18 protein-coding genes are annotated in these 20,953 nt (G+C 56.9%); 8 read left to right on the forward strand and 10 right to left on the reverse strand.

Features of this window, described 5'->3' with window-relative positions:
• Positions 1 to 68 precede the first annotated feature (68 nt).
• The 5 genes from IMQ56_RS17995 (at position 69) to rhaM (ending at position 5,134) form a co-directional block, all read left to right on the forward strand.
• Positions 69 to 1,571: a sugar ABC transporter ATP-binding protein gene (locus IMQ56_RS17995; RefSeq protein WP_196064114.1), complete on the forward strand. Its 1,503-nt coding sequence runs from the start codon at positions 69 to 71 to the stop codon at positions 1,569 to 1,571.
• On the forward strand, positions 1,572 to 2,576 hold the full coding sequence (locus IMQ56_RS18000; protein ID WP_032668955.1) for an ABC transporter permease: 1,005 nt from the start codon (positions 1,572 to 1,574) through the stop codon (positions 2,574 to 2,576). It begins immediately after the preceding gene.
• Positions 2,573 to 3,577: an ABC transporter permease gene (locus IMQ56_RS18005; RefSeq protein ID WP_015569926.1), complete on the forward strand. Its 1,005-nt coding sequence runs from the start codon at positions 2,573 to 2,575 to the stop codon at positions 3,575 to 3,577. Before IMQ56_RS18000 ends, IMQ56_RS18005 begins: the two co-directional genes overlap by 4 nt.
• Before the next feature lie 97 nt (positions 3,578 to 3,674).
• Positions 3,675 to 4,823 carry a lactaldehyde reductase gene (gene fucO, locus IMQ56_RS18010; RefSeq protein WP_003861980.1) on the forward strand — a complete coding sequence of 383 codons (1,149 nt, stop codon included), beginning with the start codon at positions 3,675 to 3,677 and terminating at the stop codon, positions 4,821 to 4,823.
• The gene (gene rhaM, locus IMQ56_RS18015; protein ID WP_015569925.1) at positions 4,820 to 5,134 is read left to right on the forward strand and encodes an L-rhamnose mutarotase; all 315 of its coding nucleotides are present in this window, start codon (positions 4,820 to 4,822) and stop codon (positions 5,132 to 5,134) included. The genes fucO and rhaM overlap by 4 nt, the downstream gene beginning before the upstream one ends.
• Here rhaM and IMQ56_RS18020 read toward each other — a convergent pair.
• The 4 genes from IMQ56_RS18020 to IMQ56_RS18035 all read right to left on the reverse strand — a co-directional run bounded on the left by IMQ56_RS18020 (position 5,122) and on the right by IMQ56_RS18035 (position 10,234).
• Positions 5,122 to 6,399, reverse strand: coding sequence for an MFS transporter (locus IMQ56_RS18020; protein ID WP_015569924.1), 1,278 nt, complete (start codon positions 6,397 to 6,399; stop codon positions 5,122 to 5,124). The two genes, rhaM and IMQ56_RS18020, sit on opposite strands and share 13 nt — an antisense overlap.
• 44 nt (positions 6,400 to 6,443) lie before the next feature.
• Entirely contained in the window at positions 6,444 to 8,567 is a 2,124-nt protein-coding gene (locus IMQ56_RS18025; protein ID WP_196064115.1) for an alpha-galactosidase, read from the reverse strand.
• Positions 8,568 to 8,672: 105 nt separating this feature from the next.
• Complete coding sequence (locus IMQ56_RS18030) at positions 8,673 to 9,668, reverse strand: LacI family DNA-binding transcriptional regulator (protein ID WP_003861974.1); 996 nt, start codon at positions 9,666 to 9,668, stop codon at positions 8,673 to 8,675.
• Positions 9,669 to 9,685: 17 nt separating this feature from the next.
• On the reverse strand, positions 9,686 to 10,234 hold the full coding sequence (locus IMQ56_RS18035) for an XRE family transcriptional regulator (RefSeq protein ID WP_003861973.1): 549 nt from the start codon (positions 10,232 to 10,234) through the stop codon (positions 9,686 to 9,688).
• A 103-nt stretch (positions 10,235 to 10,337) separates the two neighbouring features.
• On the opposite strand from IMQ56_RS18035, the gene IMQ56_RS18040 reads away from it, so the two are divergent.
• Positions 10,338 to 10,997, forward strand: coding sequence for an AzlC family ABC transporter permease (locus IMQ56_RS18040; RefSeq protein ID WP_015569922.1), 660 nt, complete (start codon positions 10,338 to 10,340; stop codon positions 10,995 to 10,997).
• Positions 10,997 to 11,320: an AzlD domain-containing protein gene (locus IMQ56_RS18045; RefSeq protein WP_015569921.1), complete on the forward strand. Its 324-nt coding sequence runs from the start codon at positions 10,997 to 10,999 to the stop codon at positions 11,318 to 11,320. Before IMQ56_RS18040 ends, IMQ56_RS18045 begins: the two co-directional genes overlap by 1 nt.
• Positions 11,321 to 11,362: 42 nt before the next feature.
• Here IMQ56_RS18045 and IMQ56_RS18050 read toward each other — a convergent pair whose 3' ends face one another.
• The 6 genes from IMQ56_RS18050 to fdhD form a co-directional block, all read right to left on the reverse strand.
• A complete protein-coding gene (locus IMQ56_RS18050) occupies positions 11,363 to 11,962 on the reverse strand; it encodes a hypothetical protein (protein ID WP_032649890.1) in 600 nt (199 codons plus the stop codon).
• On the reverse strand, positions 11,953 to 14,376 hold the full coding sequence (locus IMQ56_RS18055) for a fimbrial biogenesis usher protein (RefSeq protein ID WP_015569919.1): 2,424 nt from the start codon (positions 14,374 to 14,376) through the stop codon (positions 11,953 to 11,955). The genes IMQ56_RS18050 and IMQ56_RS18055 overlap by 10 nt, the downstream gene beginning before the upstream one ends.
• Before the next feature lie 26 nt (positions 14,377 to 14,402).
• On the reverse strand, positions 14,403 to 15,089 hold the full coding sequence (locus tag IMQ56_RS18060) for a fimbria/pilus chaperone family protein (protein ID WP_045348655.1): 687 nt from the start codon (positions 15,087 to 15,089) through the stop codon (positions 14,403 to 14,405).
• Positions 15,090 to 15,166: 77 nt separating this feature from the next.
• Entirely contained in the window at positions 15,167 to 15,880 is a 714-nt protein-coding gene (locus tag IMQ56_RS18065; RefSeq protein ID WP_196064116.1) for a DUF1120 domain-containing protein, read from the reverse strand.
• A 486-nt stretch (positions 15,881 to 16,366) separates the two neighbouring features.
• Complete coding sequence (locus tag IMQ56_RS18070) at positions 16,367 to 16,579, reverse strand: DUF1471 domain-containing protein (RefSeq protein ID WP_015569916.1); 213 nt, start codon at positions 16,577 to 16,579, stop codon at positions 16,367 to 16,369.
• 114 nt (positions 16,580 to 16,693) lie between these two features.
• Positions 16,694 to 17,530, reverse strand: coding sequence for a formate dehydrogenase accessory sulfurtransferase FdhD (gene fdhD / locus IMQ56_RS18075; protein ID WP_017382677.1), 837 nt, complete (start codon positions 17,528 to 17,530; stop codon positions 16,694 to 16,696).
• A gap of 371 nt (positions 17,531 to 17,901) precedes the next feature.
• On the opposite strand from fdhD, the gene fdnG reads away from it, so the two are divergent.
• On the forward strand, positions 17,902 to 20,952 hold the full coding sequence (fdnG, locus tag IMQ56_RS18080) for a formate dehydrogenase-N subunit alpha (RefSeq protein WP_085929672.1): 3,051 nt from the start codon (positions 17,902 to 17,904) through the stop codon (positions 20,950 to 20,952).
• Position 20,953 lies beyond the last annotated feature (1 nt).

Consider the following 20,953-nt stretch of genomic DNA (forward strand, 5'->3'; position numbering starts at 1 on the left):
ATCCGGCAAAAGGCGGGTGGCGCTGCCGCTTACCTGCCCTACAAATTCCCCTGTCCAGGAGAACTATCATGACCCCATTGCTACAGCTTTCTGGCATCACCAAGGTGTTCCCCGGCGTGCGTGCTCTTGAGAACGTGCAGCTTGCGCTGTGGCCCGGCAAAGTGACGGCGCTTATCGGCGAAAACGGCGCGGGCAAGTCGACGCTGGTCAAAGTGATGACCGGCATATACCAGCCCGACGAGGGCGAAATTCTTTACAAGGCGATCCCCGTTCACCTTCAGACGCCGGAGTCGGCGCATAAAATGGGCATCACCGCCATTCACCAGGAAACCGTCCTGTTCGATGAACTCTCGGTCACCGAAAATATCTTTGTCGGTCAGTACCTTCACAAAGGCTTCCTGAAAAAGCTCGACTGGCCGGAAATGCACCGCCGGGCGCAGGCTATTCTCGCCCGCCTTGAGGTGCAAATCGACCCGCGCGCAACGCTGAAAACCCTGAGCATCGCCCAGCGTCACATGGTGGCGATTGCCCGCGCGCTGTCGTTTGAGGCGCAGGTGGTTATTCTTGATGAACCTACAGCGGCGCTGTCACAGCATGAAATCCTCGAGTTTTACCAGATTGTGGAGCGCTTAAAGCAGGAGGGAAAAGCCATCCTGTTTATCTCCCACAAGTTCGACGAGATTTTTGAGCTGGCCGATCACTACACCATTTTGCGCGACGGCGTGTTCGTCGGTGCAGGGGCAATAAATGAGATCACCGAGGAGCGGATGGTGTCGATGATGGTCGGGCGCGCCATTACCCAAACCTTCCCGAAAATAGACTGCGAAAAAGGCGAGACGGTGCTGGAGGTGAAAAACCTCTGCCATCCAACCGAGTTTGCGCATATCTCATTCTCCCTGCGTAAAGGGGAAATCCTCGGCTTTTACGGGCTGGTGGGTGCCGGGCGTACCGAGCTGATGCAGGCGCTTTCCGGCGTCACGCGGCCATCGTCCGGGGAAATTATCCTCAACGGACAGCCCCGGCGCTTCCGCCAGCCTGCGGATGCGATCAAGGCCGGTATCGTCTGCGTGCCGGAAGAGCGGCAGAAGCAGGGTGCGATTATCGAACTGTCCATTGCCCAGAACATCAGCCTGCCTCAGCTCAGCAGGCTCAATCCGAACGGCGTACTGCACGACGACCGCGAATGGAAGCTGGCAGACGAATACGCCAGGCGCCTGCAAGTGAAAGCCTTCAGCTGGAAGCAGGCGGTGGAGACCCTCTCTGGCGGCAACCAGCAAAAGGTGGTGATCGGCAAATGGCTGGCGACGCACCCTGACGTGATCATCCTCGATGAGCCAACAAAAGGCATCGATATCGGCTCAAAGGCAGCCGTGCATCAGTTTATGTCCGAGCTGGTCAGTCAGGGGCTGGCGGTGATTATGGTCTCGTCCGAACTGCCGGTAGTGATGGGCATGGCGGATCGCATTATCGTCATGCACGAGGGGCTGATGGTGGCCGAATACCAGGCGGGAGACGCGACGGCGGAAACCATCGTCAGCGCCGCCAGCGGTGCAAAACAGGAGGCGGCATAAATGCTTAGCTCACTCTTAAAACACCGCGAGGCGCTGCTTGGCGCGGTGATTGTCCTGATGGTCGTCGCCATTGGCAGCCGCGTGCCATCGTTTATCGCACCGGGCAACCTGGTGGAGATGTTTAACGACACCGCCATTCTGATCGTCCTCGCGCTCGGGCAGATGATGGTGCTGCTCACTAAAGGCATCGACCTGTCGATGGCGGCTAATCTGGCCCTGACCGGGATGATTGTCGCCCTGATTAATTTCCATTACCCGGACGTGCCCGTCTGGGCGCTGCTGATCCTCGCCAGCGCGCTTGGGCTGCTGATGGGCGCAATAAACGGCCTGCTGGTGTGGAAACTGGGCATTCCGGCGATTGTGGTGACGCTCGGTACCATGAGCATCTACCGCGGAATGATCTTTTTGCTCTCCGGCGGCGGCTGGGTGAACTCCAACCAGATGGGTGCAAACTTCCTCGGCCTGCCGCGTGCGTCAGTGCTGGGCCTGCCGGTGCTGAGCTGGTGCGCCATCGCCGTACTGCTGCTGGTGGGCTACTTCCTGCGCTACAGTCGCACCGGACGGGCGCTCTACACCGCCGGCGGGAACGCCACGGCAGCGTACTACACCGGGATCAACGCCGGGAAAATGCAGTTCATCAGCTTCTGCCTTTCCGGTCTGCTGGCCGGGTTCTGCGGCTACCTGTGGATATCACGCTTTGCCGTTGCGTATGTTGACGTCGCTAACGGTTTTGAATTGCAGGTGGTGGCAGCCTGTGTGATTGGCGGGATCAGCACCATGGGCGGCACCGGCCGCGTGCTCGGCTGTCTGTTCGGGGCGCTGTTCCTTGGCGTCATCAACAACGCCCTGCCGGTGATCGGCGTCTCCCCGTTCTGGCAGATGGCGATTTCCGGCTCGGTCATTGTCATCGCTGTGCTGCTGAACGAGCGCGGCAACAGGCGCAAAGGCAGGCTGATCCTGCGCGACGCGGCGCTGGCACGTCAGAAACTGGCGGTGAAACCATGAGCAAAATGATGACATCTGAAGAGTTCAAACCCACTTCTGCGCCGGGCATCTTCCAGCGCCTGCTGTGCTGGGAGGGCTTCCTGCTGGCGGTGACGCTGGCGGTGTTTGTGGTGAATGCGCTCGCCTCGCCCTACTTCCTCAATATCTGGAACCTCTCCGACGCGACGTTCAACTTCACGGAAAAAGCGATCATTGTGTTGCCGATGGCGATGCTGATTATCGCCCGGGAAATTGACCTGTCTGTGGCCTCCACCATCGCGCTCAGCTCCACGGTGATGGGCTTTTGCGCGGCAGCGGGCGTCGATACGCCACTGCTGGTGTGCGTGGGATTAGGCGTCGGGCTACTGTGCGGGCTGTTCAACGGCATTCTGGTGACGCGCTTTAACCTGTCGTCCATCGTCATCACCATCGGCACCATGAGCCTGTACCGCGGGATCACCTACATCCTGCTCGGGGACCAGGCGCTGAACAGCTACCCGGAGAGCTTCGCCTGGTTCGGCCAGGGCTACGTCTGGGGTGCGCTGTCGTTTGAGTTCGCGCTGTTTATCGTGCTGGCCGCTCTGTTTGCCTTTGTGCTGCACCGCACCAATTTTGGCCGCCGCACCTACGCCATCGGCAACAACCCGACCGGCGCGTGGTACTCCGGCATCAACGTGAAGCGCCACAACCTGATCCTGTTTGCGCTGGTAGGACTGATGTCCGGCCTGGCGTCGGTGCTACTCACCTCGCGTCTGGGCAGTACCCGCCCGACCATCGCGATGGGCTGGGAGCTGGCGGTGGTGACGATGGCGGTGCTCGGCGGCGTCAATATTCTCGGTGGGTCCGGCAGCATGGTGGGCGTGATTATCGCCGCCTTCCTGATGGGGCTGGTGACCTTCGGCCTGAGCCTGCTCAACGTGCCCGGCATTGTGATGTCGGTGATTATCGGCGCGATGCTGATCGTGGTGATTTCGCTGCCGATTATTACCCGCCGGGTGATGCAGCGAAGACGGATCTCATAGCCGGGTGGCACTGCGTTTACCCGGCCTACTTAACCGTAGGCCCGCGCAAGCGCAGCGCCGCCGGGCATAAAAATCACAGTAATTAAGGAGAATTATCATGAGCTTTATGTTGGCACTCCCCAAAATCAGCCTGCACGGCGCGGGCGCGATCGGCGATATGGTCAATCTGGTGGCAAACAAACAGTGGGGAAAAGCGCTGATTGTCACCGACGGCCAGCTGGTGAAACTTGGCCTGCTCGACAGTTTGTTTTCCGCGCTCGACGCCCATCAGATGTCGTATCACCTGTTCGATGAGGTATTCCCGAATCCGACGGAAGCGCTGGTGCAAAAAGGCTATGCGGCATATCAGGATGCGGAGTGTGATTACCTGATTGCCTTTGGCGGCGGCAGCCCGATTGATACCGCCAAGGCGATCAAAATCCTCACCGCCAATCCCGGTCCGTCAACCGATTACTCCGGCGTCGGCAAAGTAAAAAACGCGGGCGTACCGCTGGTGGCGATCAACACCACCGCAGGCACGGCGGCGGAGATGACCAGCAACGCGGTGATCATTGACGCCGCGCGACAGGTGAAAGAGGTGATTATCGACCCGAACATCATCCCGGATATCGCCGTGGACGATGCCAGCGTGATGCTTGATATTCCGGCCTCCGTGACCGCCGCAACCGGCATGGATGCCTTGACCCATGCGATTGAAGCCTACGTGTCCGTCGGCGCGCACCCGCTTACTGATGCCAACGCGCTGGAAGCGATTCGCCTGATCAACCTGTGGCTGCCGAAAGCGGTCGACGACGGTCACAACCTGGAAGCGCGCGAGCAGATGGCCTTTGGTCAGTATCTGGCGGGCATGGCGTTTAACAGCGCCGGTCTGGGGCTGGTGCACGCCCTGGCGCACCAGCCGGGCGCGACGCACAACCTGCCGCACGGTGTGTGCAACGCCATTCTGCTGCCGATCATCGAAAACTTTAACCGCCCGAACGCGGTCGCACGTTTCGCCCGCGTGGCGCAGGCGATGGGCGTTGACACGCGCGGCATGAGCGACGAAGCCGCCAGCATGTCAGCTATTCAGGCGATTCGCGACCTGAGCGCCCGGGTCGGCATTCCGTCCGGCTTCAGCCAGCTCGGCGTGACCAAAGCGGACATCGAAGGCTGGCTGGATAAAGCCCTCGCCGACCCGTGCGCGCCGTGCAACCCGCGCACCGCCAGCCGCGATGAGGTCCGCGAGCTGTACCTGGAGGCATTATGATCCGCAAAGCGTTTGTGATGCAGGTAAACCCGGACGCGCACGAGGAGTACGCACGTCGCCACAACCCGATCTGGCCCGAGCTGGAAGCGGTGCTGAAAGCCCACGGCGCGCACCACTACGCCATCTATCTCGACAAAGCTCGCAACCTGCTGTTTGCGACGGTGGAGATTGAATCGGAAGAGCGCTGGAACGCGGTGGCAAACACCGATGTCTGCCAGCGCTGGTGGAAATATATGGGTGACGTTATGCCGTCGAACCCGGATAACAGCCCGGTGAGTTCGGCGCTGAAAGAGGTGTTTTACCTGGACTGATGTGTTAACGCTGCTGCCCCCGAGGCGGCAGCAATCTCCCGCCTGCCACTCAGCGTAAACGCCGACACCACCGTGATCGCCAGCACGAAGCAGCCCAGTATCAGATACGTCTCCTGGAAGCCGACCCGGTCATACATATTTCCGGCAAAGGCGGAGAGGAAGATCGCCGCCGACTGTTTGGCAAACTGGAAGCCAATCAGGTAGATGGTGGCCGACAGGCGCGTATCAAACACCCCGGTGATGTACTTGAATGCCCCCACCAGCAGGAACGGGACTTCCAGCGCGTGCAGCATCTTCAGGGCAATCACCTCCACGGCAGTGGTGGCAAACGACGAGCCGATAATGCGCGTCGCCATGATCACCCCGGCAATCAGCAGCGTGTTTTTCGCGCCGATGCGGTTAATGATCCACGGCGAGCAGAACATAATGATCGCGTTACAGATTTCCCCCGCCGTGGTGGCGAAACCAAAGGCACGGGTCCCCTCCTGCGGCGTGGCGAAGAAGGTTTTGAAGAAGGTGGCAAACTGCTGGTCGAAGACGTCATACACGCAGGCCACGCCAATCACGTACAGGATGAACATCCACATTCTGCGCTGGCGGAACAGGGTAAAAACGGTTTTAGCGGTGATCTGCGGCTGATTCGCGCCCAGGGCGTTCATCACCTGCGCCGTCTGGTTAGGCTTCGGTTTCGCGACCACCAGCAGCAGCATCAGCAACAGCGCCGCGGCCGACCCCATCCAGAAGACGTACGACGGATCGATGCCGAACAGGATGCCGCCCGTTGAGGCGCACAGCCCCCAGCCGAGACAGCCGAACATACGCGCCTTGCCGTACTCAAAAAAGCTGTTGCGGCTTACGCGCTCAATATAGGCCTCAATCGCCCCCGACCCCGCTGAGAAGACAAAGCCGATATACAACCCACCGCTCAGCGCCCCCAGCCAGATATTGGTTTTCAGCAGCGGGGCGAAGACGTACAGGAAGAACGGCGCGAACAGGAACAGCAGCACCGAGATGATCCAAAGCAGGTGTTTTTTCAGCCCCAGCTTGTCCGAAATGACCCCCAGCACCGGCTGGAAGGCAATGGCCGACAGCGAGATGCAGGAGAAAACAATCCCGGTATGGGTTTTGTTCAGGCCGATGATGTCCGACAGCCAGATCGGCAGGAACGGAAAGCAGGTGGCCATGATGAAGAAGTAGAGAAAGAAGAACAGCCCGAAGATCCAGAAATTAGGGTTGTCTTTGTGGGTACAGGTTGTTGTGTTCATTATTTTTATCCTCAACGGAGGGCCGGTTGCCCGGCCCGTCACCCTTACACGCGTTCCACACCAATCAGAATGGCGGTTTCCGGATCCAGAATCGGCAGCGCAATACCCGCCTGCATCAGCCACTCACCGCTTACCGTTTGCGGCGCGTTCATCCACGCCGGCAGCTTACGCATGGTGTGCCCGCCCTCGCCCGTAATCTGGATGTTCGGGTGATCGAGCAGCGTGATGCGGTACAGCGCGCTGGCGTCTAACCCCGGCATGCGCAGCGGCATCATCAGGGTGTAATCCGGCATCGCGAGCTGGCTGACCAAAAACAGCCCCTGCGTCTTATCTTCGCTCACTATACCCTGCGCCAGGGTGGTGGCGTCCGGCATATCCACGCGCCACTGGGTGCCGTGATGAATGACCTCTCGCCACCGCTTGTGCAGCGCGGCGTAATGGCGATAGCCTTCACGCTCCTGCGCATCGACGGTGAGCGGATCCAGCTCCAGCCCCATGTGACCAAACAGCGACGTTAGCCCGCGGAACTGAATGCTGTGCTGGCGGAAGGTGGCGTGACATTTATGGTGACCGATATGCGCGCCCATCACCTCCGGCGGGAAGAAGTAGCTCATGCCGCGCTGGATAGTGTTGCGCTCCAGCGCGTCGTTGTTGTCGGACGCCCAGAAGCGGTGGCAGCGGGTCAGCACTTCGTAATCGATTCGCCCGCCGCCGGAGGAGCAGGATTCAAACTCAATGTGCGGGAAGCGCTCGCCCAGCACGTCCAGCAGGCGATAAAACTGGCGGGTCTGCGCGTCGGCGGCGGCTTTACCCTTGTGTCCCGGCTGCACCAGCTCGCGGTTCATATCCCATTTCACGTAGTCGACCGCGTGTTCGCCCAGCAGCCAGCTCATGCGTTCGACCAGATATTCAAAGGCCTGCGGAATATTGAGATTGAGCACCAGCTGATGTCGCCCGGTCGCCTGGGCGTAGCCCGGCAGCGCCAGCACCCAGTCAGGGTGCGCGCGATACAGATCGGAATCGGGGTTAATCATCTCCGGCTCAACCCAGATACCAAACTCCATGCTGAGCTGTTTAACGTGATCGATTACCGGCTTTAGGCCGTTCGGGTATTTTTTCTCGTCCAGATACCAGTCGCCCAGCGCGGCGTGGTCGTCGTTGCGGCCTTTGAACCAGCCGTCGTCAATGATAAAGCGCTCCACGCCCAGCGCTGCGGCCTCGTCGGCCATGCGCATGATGTAGTCCGGATCGTGGTTGAAGTAGATCCCCTCCCAGGTGTTGAGGTGCACCGGGCGCGGTTTATCTTCCGGGAAGCGGATAATGTTATCGCGCAGGTAGCGGTGGAACTGCTGGCTCATGCCATTCAGCCCGTGCGGGGAGTGGCTGGCATACAGGCGCGGCGTCCAGAGCGTTTCCCCCTCTTCAATCGCCATTTCACCCGGCAGGTAGAGCGCTTCGGCCTGCATATAGCGGCGGCCATCGGTTTTCGCCTCTGCGCGCAGGCGGTGGTTACCACTCCAGCCCAGATGTATACCCCAGACGTTGCCGTGCATTTCACTGAATGACGGCGTACCTGAAATCAGCGCCGGGAAATGTTCATGGGAGGTTTTACCCCGACGGTTTTCAATCACAAAGCTGTCATGTTCAAGCATCACGCGGTGCGGCTGAAACTCCCTGATCCAGCGTCCGTGGAAGGCCATCACCTCCTGCGCGCGTTCGGCCACCGGCAGCGTCACGGCAAAGCGATCCACCTGCCACGCCTGCGTTTTCAGGTTGGTTAACCCATGACGCACCACCAGTACGCCGCTGGCATCCAGCGTTATTTCACTGGTCAGACGCAGGCCTGCATGCTCGTCTTCAGCAGTGATTGTCAGGGCGTTTAACGCCTGCTGCACCTGCGTGGTTTTAAATACCGGCGATCCGTCCAGCCCCTGGCGGTGCCCCTCGATGCCCGGCGAGCCAAACAGCCCATGCCCCAGCTCTGCCATCAGCGTGACGGGGGAGTCGACGTCCAGCCTGCCATTAGCAACCGGGCGCGCAATACTCAGCACATCCTGCGGCGAAAAGTGCTGAAGGTGTGGCCCCCAGTAGAGAATTTCGGCGAACGGGTGGGTTTTTACCACCACGTCAACCGTATTGCTTTCAAGTCGAAAAATGGAATCTTGCATCAGACATCTCCTGTCATCGGGATGTCCTGAGTGTTGATCCGAAACGTTTCGGATACAAACCAAAACGTTTCGGATCTGTGATCGGGTTTGGAATTTTTGGTGTAATCAGGCAGTCTGGCCTGGGGAGAATTCTGGCTGCCAGAGCACCTGAAGGGTGTCAATGTCGTCGCCATTAATCAGCTGGCGCACCATATCGGCAATCTGTTTCCCGACACCCTGACGGGTAGACTGGATCACCGCCGCGACGTCGATATCGACAATGCTGTCCTGCGGTAAGCCGTCATAGACCACCAGCGAAACGGCATTTTCACCGGTTAAGCGCCCCATCTGCGCCAGGGCCATCGCTGCGCCGTCGCCGTGGGTGTTGCAGTCGGTAATGATGGCCGTGGGCGGCTGCGGCAGGGAGAGAAGTTCTTGCGTGGTGGCATACCCCACGCGACGCGAAGGGGGCATGGCGCGCAGCCATTCGCTGGAAAGTCCGGCTTCCCGCAGCGCGTCCAGGTAGCCCTGGCGGCGCTGGGTGATGAATGCCTGGTTGTTGCTTTCGCCCAGCAGCGCAATGCGCTGATGGCCTTTCTCGATCAGCCAGCGGGTGGCCTGATATGTGCCGGCATAGTTGTCGAAATCGAACCACGCGTACGGCTGCGGGAGCTGGCTGCGGCCGAGCGCCAGGAACGGGAACCCGGCGGCCTGTAGCTGCTCAAGACGCGGATCGTGATCCAGCGTATGCGCCACAATCAGCGCATCCACGCGTCGGCTCTGCACCATGCGCATATAGCTGTGTTTGTCCGCCAGATCGTCGTCAGCGATGAGCAGCAGGTCAATCTCATGTCGCGCCAGTTCGTGGCTAATTTCGCCGACCATGTCCATAAAAACGCTGTTATTGAGCGGAACAGGATGCACCGGAAACACCAGCCCGACGGCGTCGATTTTGCCCATCTTCAGGCGACGGGCAAAGGTATTTGGTCGGTAGCCACGGCGCTGGGCCTCCGCTTCCACGCGGGCGCGCGTCTCAGCAGAAACGTCGTCATACCCGTTGAGGGCGCGGCTGACGGTGGTAACAGACAGCCCCAGTTCTTTGGCAATGGCTTTAAGCGACATGATTTTCCGTATCTTTGTTAGTTTTGTTCCGCCACCAGCAGCGCGTGCGTATCTGGCTCCAGCGCCTTAAAGATATGCGGCTGGTCAGCGGGGTAGCAAATGTAATCTCCCGGGCCGAGCTCTTCCGCCGCGTCGATCAGTCCGACCATCGCCCGCCCCTGGGTCACGATAATATGCTCAACCGAACCAGGCGGATGGGGCTGGGAAATACGGTCTGCCCCCGGCTGAGTCAGCAGCAGATAGATATCACGACGCGCGCCAGGCGGACACGCCGCGAGCAAAATCGCCTCGTAGTTCGCCTGCCCGGCGACGACTTTTGTGCCCTCGCCGCGGCGGATCACCTGCGTGACGGGTTGCTGCGGCTCCAGTAACCGGGCAAAAGGAATATCCAGCGCCACGCAAAGCGACCACAGCGTTTCCAGGCTAGGATTGCCGTTGCCAGACTCCAGTTGAGAAAGCGTGGATTTGGCGATCCCGGCACGGCGAGCAATTTCCGCCAGTGAGAGCCCGGTTCGCAGGCGCTCTCGCACCAGACTTTTGGCGATCACGCTGATTGGCTGCGTCATAATAACGGCCTCTTTCTCTCTATAACGAACGAATCGTTCGTCTTGTAAAACGTTTCTGATGCGTTCATTATAATGGAAACACGTTCGATATGGCTAAAATGGTATGAAGAATCACCTCTCTTGCCTGAAAGGCGACACGATAAAAGCGATCGTCCTGGTCTGCCTCGCGGTGGGCGTGGTCGGCATGTCTTATGGCTCACTGGCGATGGCCTACGGTTTCCCGCTGTGGGTGCCGTTTGTCCTCTCCCTCACGGTGCTGGCAGGCGCATCCGAGTTTATGTTTATCGGCATCGTGGCGAGCGGCGGCAATCCGCTGGCAGCGGCAGCGGCCGGTTTACTGGTTAACGCGCGCCATGTGCCGTTCGGCGTTACGGTGCGTGAACTGGTGGGCAAGCGCGGCCTGAGCTTTCTGGGCTGTCATATCATGAATGATGAAAGTGTGGTGTTCGGCCTGTCGCAAAAAACCGCCGAGCAGCGTAAAGCGGCCTACTGGCTGTGCGGCCTGGGCGTGGCAATCATCTGGCCGCTGGGGGCGGTGCTGGGCGCGATGGTCGGCAAGCTGCTGCCGGACCCGGAAACCATCGGGCTGGACGCGGTGTTCCCGGCGATCCTGCTGGCGTTAGTGGTGCCGGCATTTAAAAACCGTACCACGCTGATCCGCGCCTGTAGCGGCGCAGTGTTGTCGCTGGCCGCCGTACCGTTTGCGCCGGTTGGCCTGCCGGTGCTGCTCTCTTTGCTCGGCCTTGCCGCGAGGAAAAAATAATGGAAAACATGACGGTCTTTATTCTCGGCATCGCCATTCTTTCTGCCGGAACCTATCTGATGCGTCTCGGCGGGGCGAAACTCGGTAGCCGGCTGGCGCTTTCTGAACGGTCGCAGGCGCTGCTTTCAGACGCGGCAACCGTTTTATTATTCTCCGTCGCGCTGGCAACAACGTTTTATGAAGGGGACCATTTTGCCGGGATGGCGCGCGTACTGGGGGTGGGGTTCGCGGTGTTTCTGGCCTGGCGCAAAATGCCGTTAATTGTGGTGATCGTCGCGGCGGCGGTGGTGACGGCGCTGCTGCGTCTGGCGGGGATCCACTAAGAAAAATGCCCGACAGAACAGCGCTGCCGGGCATCTGAGGGGTTAATGCGCAGGAAGCGTATCGACGTTAAGCGTCAGCGTTTCTTCAAAATCCGTTGTGTTAGTAACGCTAAACGCCTTGTCAGAGAGATAGGTCGTGATCATCATAGTGGCGACAAACTGCTCGCCCGCCACTTCTGTACCGTTTACCGCCGCCAGCGCTTTTTCCGGCTTCAGCGTCACCTGAGAAGCGCCTCCCTGAACGGCTACCGCGCCAATATCGACCGCGGCCAGCTGCACGGGGTTCCCGTCCACCCGCCCATCTTTGAATTCGATTTTCATCGCGCCGCTGTCCGTAAAACGATACGCCAGGTTCTGTCGGGCAATCCCGTCTACGGAGATGCGCATTTTGCGCACATCCGGACACAGCACCGAAACCTGAACTTCACGCATCACAGAAGCATAACCGTTGTACACTTTGCCAATATGTTCAGCGGACGTTTGCCGCATATCCTCTTTACGGTAGCGCCCGTAATCGACTTTCTTCACCGCCGACATCATTTCACAGGCGCCGTCATCGGCCTGCGCCATTCCCGAAAGTCCCGCTGCGCCGCAGAGCAGCATAAGCATCAGCGCGTATTGACGAACGTTATTCAGAGACATTTCCCTGTCACCTCTTCATAGAATTTATTCGGTTCTGCCTCCGGCAGGGTGTACGTCAGCCTGCAACGCCCTTCATCCAGCTTCGCATACAGCTGCTGGCTGGCAGAGATATCGTTCAGGAAGATCACGCCGTCTTCTGGCGCACTCGTCACATACTCCCCTGCCGCGTCCACAATCGAGACACCTTCCGGCAGCGGCGTACCGTCCGCACGGCGTATACTGAGCAGCACGCGGCGCTGGCTTAACGTCGCAAACTCCCACTTCGCCACAGCGCCGTGAGACGCTTTGATCGCTGTTCTGCCATTTCTTACGTCCAGATTGCCTGGCAGGCTTTCCGTGTTGATCTCAATCGTGCTTTCACGGAATGGCGACAGCGCAGGAATAATCGCCTGGCCCCATTTATCGGTCCATACCGCGCCGCGCGGGGTACCTATCTCGATGCCAGCCACCGGTTTATCCAGTCTGGCAATGGCGTACGTATCGGTCACGCGGTAAGGCGAGAAGGTCACCCCGTCGCTGTGGGCGACAATCCCGCCGCTTAATGCTGCTGAGTAGTTGGTATTGCTGTCGTTATCTCCTCCTGCCGCCAGCGCCAGGTTGGTGTAATGCAGATTACTGTTCAGCGAGCTGTCCCAGCTGGTGGTGTTCTCTTCCTGGTCCTGAGTGACCCCCACCGTGTACTGGTTCTCAGCGTTGAGCGAGCCCATCGCCCGCGTGCCGTAAGAACGCTTACCTTCGCTCTCGCGATACCAGGAGCTGGTTGTAACGCCTGAGCGTCCCAGCGGGATCGACACGTTTACGTAAAACTGATCGTTGTCGCTGCTGTCGTGCCGGCTGACATCCGACTCCCAGTTCACGCTCACGTTGAAGTATTTAAAAGTCTGTGACCACGACGAGATAAACCGGCGACTGTCATAGTCGCTGTTCCAGCTCTCGTTGCGATAATAGCTGAGGGAAAAGCGGCCCAGCGTGGTACTCGACCAGTTGATACCGACGCTGGTGTCGTATTTGGTTTGCGACATATCGTCATCGTCGCCGTAAAGTTCCGCCATCTCGCGATAGTCCGGTGTGCCATAGCTACCGCCCAGCGAAAGCCCAATGCCCCACGGCAGGGAGTAACCCAGATCCAGCGTCGTTTTGTTGCCGTCGGTTTGCGTCTGGTTGTCTATTGACGCCAGAAAACCCAACGAGGCATACAGGTTCTGCATGGGTATGGTATCGAGGTTGCCGGAGAAGCCATAATAGTGGTTATCCGCCATCACCATACCGGCCAGGAAATTGACACGCTTATTGACAGACCAGCCGTTGTTGGCGGACACCACCCACGGATTTTCAAAGCGTGAGTCCATGTCTTCAACGCGGCCCATAGCCAGCGTAAAGCCCGGGGCACGGCCTATATGATTGCTGCGGAACGTACTTGCCGAGACAGTGAATCGGTTTTCGCTGCCGTCAGTCTCGGTGACCGTTACGTTCAGGTCGGTGTTGAGGTTCGCCAGCGGCACGTCATCCAGGTTGAACGGACCGGCAGGAACCAGCGTTGAGTAAATAAGCTGTCCGCCCTGGCGGATATCGACGCGCGCCTGCGGATTACGGGCAATACCGCTGACTTCGACGCCCGTCCCCACCTGAGGAGTGAGTGCGGTATCCGGCATCATCTGGACCCCGTAAATTCCCGGAATACTGAAGCGGCTGTTGGCGATGTTAATCTGGCCACCCTGCACCATCACGCCATAATCGGTAAAGGTACGCTGGGCATAGGTGTAGAGGGAGTCGACATCAAAATCCTGATCGCTGCCGTCGCTAATGAACTGCGTGCTGCGCACAATCCAGTCTCCGGCATTAAAGCCCATTTCAAAGGTCGACTGGAAACGGTCAGCGTTCTCATCATCATAGTGATTATGGGTGCCAAACATGGAGTAATTCAGCATGGCTGCACGTCCGCCACGCACCTCGGCGAACTGTCGGTCATAATCAGGGTCGATCGCTTCAGGCGGTACAACAACCGATATTTCATCAATATCCGGCGAAGTCTGAATCGTTGATCCGGACCAGTAGTGATAAATCTTCGGGCAGGTGCCTCTTTTCGTCTGTTTAATCAGGCCCGCGTTTTCCAGAAACGCTTTATCAATACAGGGCGTTCCTTCCTCATCAAATTTCACGGGCATAATATTGCGCTGCTTACCATTAATATTAACCGTCACATTATGGTAGCCAGGGGTAAAACGGGGAGTGAGGGAATAGTAATCCGCAATGGCCGGATCAAGCCCGTTATTTTTTAAAGCATCGCTGTCAAATATGGCTCGCGCCAGTTCCAGAGATTCATTCGCATTAGAGGAAATCTCAGCCCGAATATTAAATGCCAGCACGCTAAGGCAAAACACGAGCATTCCCTTTTTACAGGAACCGTTTAACATAACTACTCCATGTTTGTTAAGTGATTTTATTGCTGAAGGTCGGCGATATAATTCCCTGCCTTATAGCCATAACGCGTTGCCGGATAGATTTCGATTTGTTTTTCGGATGCTGATATTTTGGCTGGGGCGCTGGCCGTCATTTTTTCGCCAGGAAGAATGTAGGTCTTAGCTAATGTCGCGATCGTACTCGAGGCCATTAATTTCACCTTTTGCTCCAGTCGGACGACATAAGGCGTATTATTCTCAACCGTGACATTGCCATTTTTTATCTGCCAGGTGAGTGCCTTCCAGGGTTCAATATTTACCGCCAGGCCAGCCGGGTGAATAATGACGGGAAGGTTCTGGCTAAACACCACTTTAACTTTATTTTTTTCACGCTGAGGGATAGCGGTAAAAATGACACGCTTAAAATGTTCCACCTTCAGCGGCTCATTACTGTTTTTCAGCACAAAACGCACGCGCTGGGTTTTACCCGCATCTACGCGCACAACCGGCTGCGTGGCAAACAGGCCCGGCTTGGGGTCGTCCGGGAGATCAATAATTTTGGTGTACAGCAGCTGTGCTTCAGCATCGGTGTTTTTGACATCCATGCTGGCCCCCTGCTTGTCTTCATTGACAATAAGCAGCGAGGTATCCGGCACCATCCCGGCAGCCATACCGTTGAATGAGGCCAGCAGGCAGGCACAGATCAGCGTTCTCTTTAAAAGCAGCATAATATTAGTCCATTAATATTGGTATAGGACACCCCACCGGGGTGAGGTGTCAGGTATTTCATGATACGTGGGGGTGATTACAGATAAACCAGCTCAACGTTGGTTAAGCCGTCCAGGGTGGCTTCATCCGTGATATTTAAATCGTTGGTTGGGTTAATCATCGCGGCAATGCCCACGTTGAAGTTAATTTTAGTTTGTGCAACAGGTGCCACTGTACCGGTCGCTTGATCTGTGAAGGAATAAATCTCACTCTTATCAGGTTTCACCTGTAAGTAGCGAAACCCGCTTTTAACTCCCCATGATGCGCCGTTATCGCTGGTGAAGATTGGATAAAGGTTTACACCGTCTCCGTTAGTCGTCGCCCCGTCGGTCTTTTGGATACCCATTGAATAAGCGCCAATCTTCTTATCGCCATACATCCCCAGGCCAGCCGTAAAACCCGCACTGGTAATGAAATCCGAATCAATAAAGTTCACCGGCATATTCTCCGTAGGCGCAGAATCCACATGCGAATCGTTAAAGGTCACGCCAACGCGGGTCGCTTCTTCACAGGTAATAGAAATAGGGATAATTTTAACATCCGCCAGAGGGGTTGGGGTGGTGGAATTCAGACTAGCCACCTTCATGGTACCAAAATCAGCAATACCGCCACCGCTAATAAATGCCGGTGTACAGGAAGACGGAACAATTTTCCCCGTAACCTGAATATCAACACTGGAAGCCGCCATTGCTGAAGACGCCGCTACTGCCAGTACAGATGTCAGCACTCCTTTTTTAAACATCGCGTTCATTTAATTTCCTTATATGAGTTAAATACAAAATAAACCAAAAGAGAAATATTTGGTTTTAGGGGTAAAGATTTAACATTGTTTTTGAAACTATCATCATGAATAACCGGGGTCAATGACTCCGAATCTCTTTAGGATTAAAGCCTGAGGATTTCCTTATTATTTGGGATCAATTATTGATTATTTATATAATAAACCCCGAAATACAGTCTGAAAGACATGAAATCATACATTATTGAAATGAATTAAAAGAACTGGTCAGACCTTGTATTTAGATCATGTATGAGATTGCTGATTTTTAAGTAAGGGTAACTCAACCGGACGGCACATTATAGTTATTATTCAACCAATAAGAAATATCCCGGAGGATATGGCTATCTTCTGTCAGGTTGAAAATACAGGCGGTTTGTACAGGAAGGCGGGTTAAAACAGGGGAGCAGAATGAAACCTGTCCCTGCTCCGAAGAGCAAGGGACAGCGGCTATATGACTTATTTGTTCAGTTCAGCGGTCATGTGTACGCGGTTACCGGTGAATGCCTGGGTAATTTTGTAGGATGACGCGCCCGCTTCCTGAGCCTGTGCGGCGATTTTGGCTTCTGCGCCATCGAGGGTAGAGGCGGATGCAGTCACAGTCTGCGCAGCGAAAGAACCGAAAGAAGCAGCCAGAGCGATTACAGCGACAAAAGTTTTGATGCTTTTCATGAGATAAACCTTTTCGTTAAGTTGTTTAGATAAGGCACCGTGCCTTGATGAGATAAATACTAGCCCTCATCATGAACAACTAAAAGCGGAAGGTTTTGCTATACTCATTCAAAATTACTGATTAACAATTAATCGCTGCGGATGGGTGTAAATTGTCGCCCTGCCCGGCTTGCAGAACCCCACCAGCGTCAGGTTGCAGCGCTCTGCCACTTCGACCGCCAGCGTTGTCGCAGCCGACACCGCAAACAGGATCTCCACGCCGCACATGGCCGCTTTCTGCACCATTTCATAGCTGGCGCGGCTGGAAACGAGCGCGGCCCCTTGCTGCCAGACGGCATCTTCACGCGCGCGACGGCCCAGCAGCTTATCCAGCGCCACATGGCGGCCCACATCTTCATGACCTCCGACGATCTCGCCCGACGGGAGCACCCACGCCGCAGCATGTGTACAGCCGCTCAGCTGACCTATGGGCTGGACATCATTGAGGTGCTCCAGGGCTTTGTCGAGGTTACCGAGGTTGAAGGTCTGGGTAAACGGCAGCGGCGCGACGGGCTTACCGATATCGTTAAGCTGTTCAACGCCGCACACGCCGCAGCCGGTACGTCCGGCCAGCGCCCGGCGGCGCTCTTTCAGCCCCATAAAGCGACGACTGGAGAGTTCGATTTGTACTTCAAGACCATTACAGGCCTGAACCACATCCATACCGTAGATCTCCTGCGGATGCGCAATGATGCCTTCCGAGAGGGAAAAACCTATGGCGAACAGTTCCAGATCTTTCGGCGAAGCCATCATCACCACATGCGAAATCCCGTTGTAAACCAGGGCAACGGGGACCTCTTCCGCCAGAAAATCCGGCGTGGCATGTGAAATGTGAGGCGGTCTGTGTACCGACAGTTCCACAATGCCCGCAGGCAGTGGCGACACGTGGGCAGCACGGTTTTGTTTAGACACAACGGTATTCCTGAACAACCACGGAAGTGAGCCTGCTATTGCAACACAAACGGCAGGCCTTACGCATAGTATGGATCAACTTTTCAGCAACCATTCTCCTACTCAATACGGAGGGGTGCAACCGATCAGCTGCTACACCTCTTTAACATGCACAGGATAAAATGTGATTGATATCACATTTTATAATCAATGCCGTGATAATACGTTCACTTTGTTTTAACCCCGTTAGAACAGGCGTACCGACATTGTGGTATTCTGGGCTTATCCCTCGGAGAAATGAGGGATTAATGCAAATTTTTCTCCTTTGCGGTTAATTCTCAACCGCAAAGTAAAACTACATAGCAATGTCGTAATGAACCAAGGAGTGACCCATGCAGGTCAGCAGAAGGCAGTTCTTTAAGATCTGCGCTGGCGGTATGGCAGGCACCACGGCGGCGGCACTGGGCTTTGCGCCCGGTGTAGCGCTGGCGGAAACACGGCAGTATAAACTGCTGCGCACCCGCGAAACCCGTAACACCTGTACGTACTGCTCCGTCGGCTGTGGGCTGTTAATGTATAGCCTCGGCGACGGTGCGAAAAACGCCAAAGCATCCATTTTCCACATCGAAGGCGATCCGGATCACCCGGTCAACCGTGGTGCGCTGTGTCCGAAAGGGGCCGGTCTGGTAGATTTTATCCACTCCGAAAGCCGCCTGAAGTTTCCTGAGTATCGCGCTCCCGGCTCTGACAAATGGCAGCAAATCAGCTGGGAGGAAGCGTTCGATCGCATCGCTAAGCTGATGAAAGAAGACCGCGATGCCAACTTTATCGCGAAGAATGCCGAAGGCACCACCGTTAACCGCTGGCTCTCCACCGGCATGCTGTGTGCTTCAGCGTCGAGTAACGAAACCGGCTATTTAACCCAGAAATTTACGCGCGCACTCGGTATGCTCGCGGTCGACAACCAGGCGCGTGTCTGACACGGACCAACGGTAGCAAGTCTTGCTCCAACATTTGGTCGCGGTGCGATGACCAACCACTGGGTCGACATCAAAAACGCCAACCTCATTGTGGTGATGGGCGGTAACGCCGCTGAAGCGCACCCTGTCGGGTTCCGCTGGGCGATGGAAGCCAAAATCCACAACGGCGCGAAGCTGATTGTGATCGATCCCCGCTTTACGCGTACAGCGTCAGTGGCGGATTTCTACACCCCAATTCGTTCAGGTACTGACATCACTTTCCTGTCAGGCGTATTGCTGTACCTGATGACCAACGAAAAATATAACCGCGAGTACACCGAAGCTTATACCAACGCCAGCCTGATCGTGCGTGAGGATTACCACTTCGAAGATGGCCTGTTCAGCGGTTATGACGCCGAAAAACGCAAATATGACAAAACCAGCTGGAACTATGAGCTGGACGAAAACGGCTTTGCGAAGCGCGACACCACCCTGCAACACCCGCGCTGCGTGTGGAACCTGCTGAAAGAGCACGTTTCCCGCTACACGCCGGAGGTTGTCGAAAACATCTGTGGGACGCCGAAAGCGGATTTCCTGAAGGTGTGCGAGCTGATAGCGGAAACCAGCGCGAAAGATAAAACCGCGTCGTTCCTGTATGCGCTCGGCTGGACGCAGCACTCCATCGGCGCGCAGAACATCCGCACCATGGCGATGGTTCAGCTGCTCCTCGGCAACATGGGGATGGCAGGCGGCGGTGTGAACGCCCTGCGCGGTCACTCCAACATTCAGGGTCTGACCGACCTCGGCCTGCTGTCTCAGAGCCTGACGGGTTACATGAACCTGCCGAGCGAGAAACAGACCGACCTGCAAACCTACCTGACGGCCAGCACGCCAAAACCGCTGCTCGAAGGCCAGGTGAACTACTGGGGCAACTATCCGAAGTTCTTCGTCTCGCTGATGAAAGCCTTCTACGGCGACAAGGCGACGGCGGAAAACAGCTGGGGCTTTGACTGGCTGCCGAAGTGGGACAAAGGTTACGACGTACTTCAGTACTTCGAAATGATGCACCAGGGCCAGGTCAACGGCTATATCTGCCAGGGCTTTAACCCGGTGGCGTCGTTCCCGAACAAGAACAAGGTTGTCGAGTCTCTGTCGAAGCTGAAGTTCCTGGTGACGATTGACCCGCTCAATACCGAAACGTCGACGTTCTGGCAGAACCACGGTGAGTCGAACGATGTCGATCCGTCGAAGATTCAGACCGAAGTGTTCCGTCTGCCGTCTACCTGCTTCGCGGAAGAGAACGGGTCTATCGTCAACTCCGGCCGCTGGTTGCAGTGGCACTGGAAAGGCGCGGATGCCCCGGGCATCGCCTTGAACGACGGCGAGATCCTGGCCGGTATCTTCTTACGTCTGCGTAAAATGTACGCGGCTGAAGGCGGCGCAACGCCTGAGCCGGTGCTGAACATGACCTGGAACTACTCGACGCCAGAGAATCCGTCTCCGGAAGAAGTGGCGATGGAGAGCAACGGTAAGGCGCTGGCGGACGTTATCGACCCGGCGACCGGTGCGGTGCTGGCGAAGAAAGGCGATCAGCTCAGCACCTTTGCGCACCTGCGCGATGACGGTACGACCTCCAGCGGCTGCTGGATCTTTGCCGGTAGCTGGACGCCAAAAGGCAACCAGATGGCCAACCGCGATAACGCCGACCCGTCGGGCCTCGGCAATACGCTGGGCTGGGCATGGGCGTGGCCGCTTAACCGCCGCATCCTCTATAACCGCGCCTCTGCTGACCCGCAAGGCAACCCGTGGGATCCGAAGCGTCAGCTACTGAAGTGGGACGGCGCGAAATGGGGCGGCGTGGATATTCCGGACTACAGCACTGCCGCACCGGGCAGCGATGTCGGGCCGTTTATCATGCAGCCTGAAGGGATGGGGCGCCTGTTTGCTATCGATAAGATGGCGGAAGGTCCGTTCCCGGAACACTACGAGCCGTTTGAGACGCCGCTGGGTACTAACCCGCTGCACCCGAACGTGGTCTCTAACCCGGCAGCCCGCATCTTCAAAGGCGATTTTGAAGCGCTGGGTAAAAAGGACAAGTTCCCGTATGTCGGCACCACTTACCGTCTGACCGAGCACTTCCACTACTGGACCAAGCACGCGCTGCTGAATGCCATCGCGCAGCCGGAGCAGTTTGTGGAGATCGGCGAGAAGCTGGCGAACAAACTCGGCATTGCCCATGGCGATACCGTGAAGGTCTCCTCTAACCGCGGCTACATCAAAGCCAAGGCGGTGGTGACCAAGCGTATTCGCACGCTGAACGTTCACGGTCAGCAGGTGGATACCATCGGCATCCCAATTCACTGGGGTTATGAGGGCGTGGCGAAGAAAGGGTTCATTGCGAACACCCTGACGCCGTTCGTCGGTGATGCGAACACGCAGACGCCGGAGTTTAAGGCCTTCCTCGTGAACGTGGAAAAGGTGTAAC

Origin of the sequence: Enterobacter sp. Res13-Sevr-PEC09-46, from assembly GCF_015672585.1 — a bacterium.
GTDB lineage: Bacteria > Pseudomonadota > Gammaproteobacteria > Enterobacterales > Enterobacteriaceae > Enterobacter > Enterobacter hormaechei_C.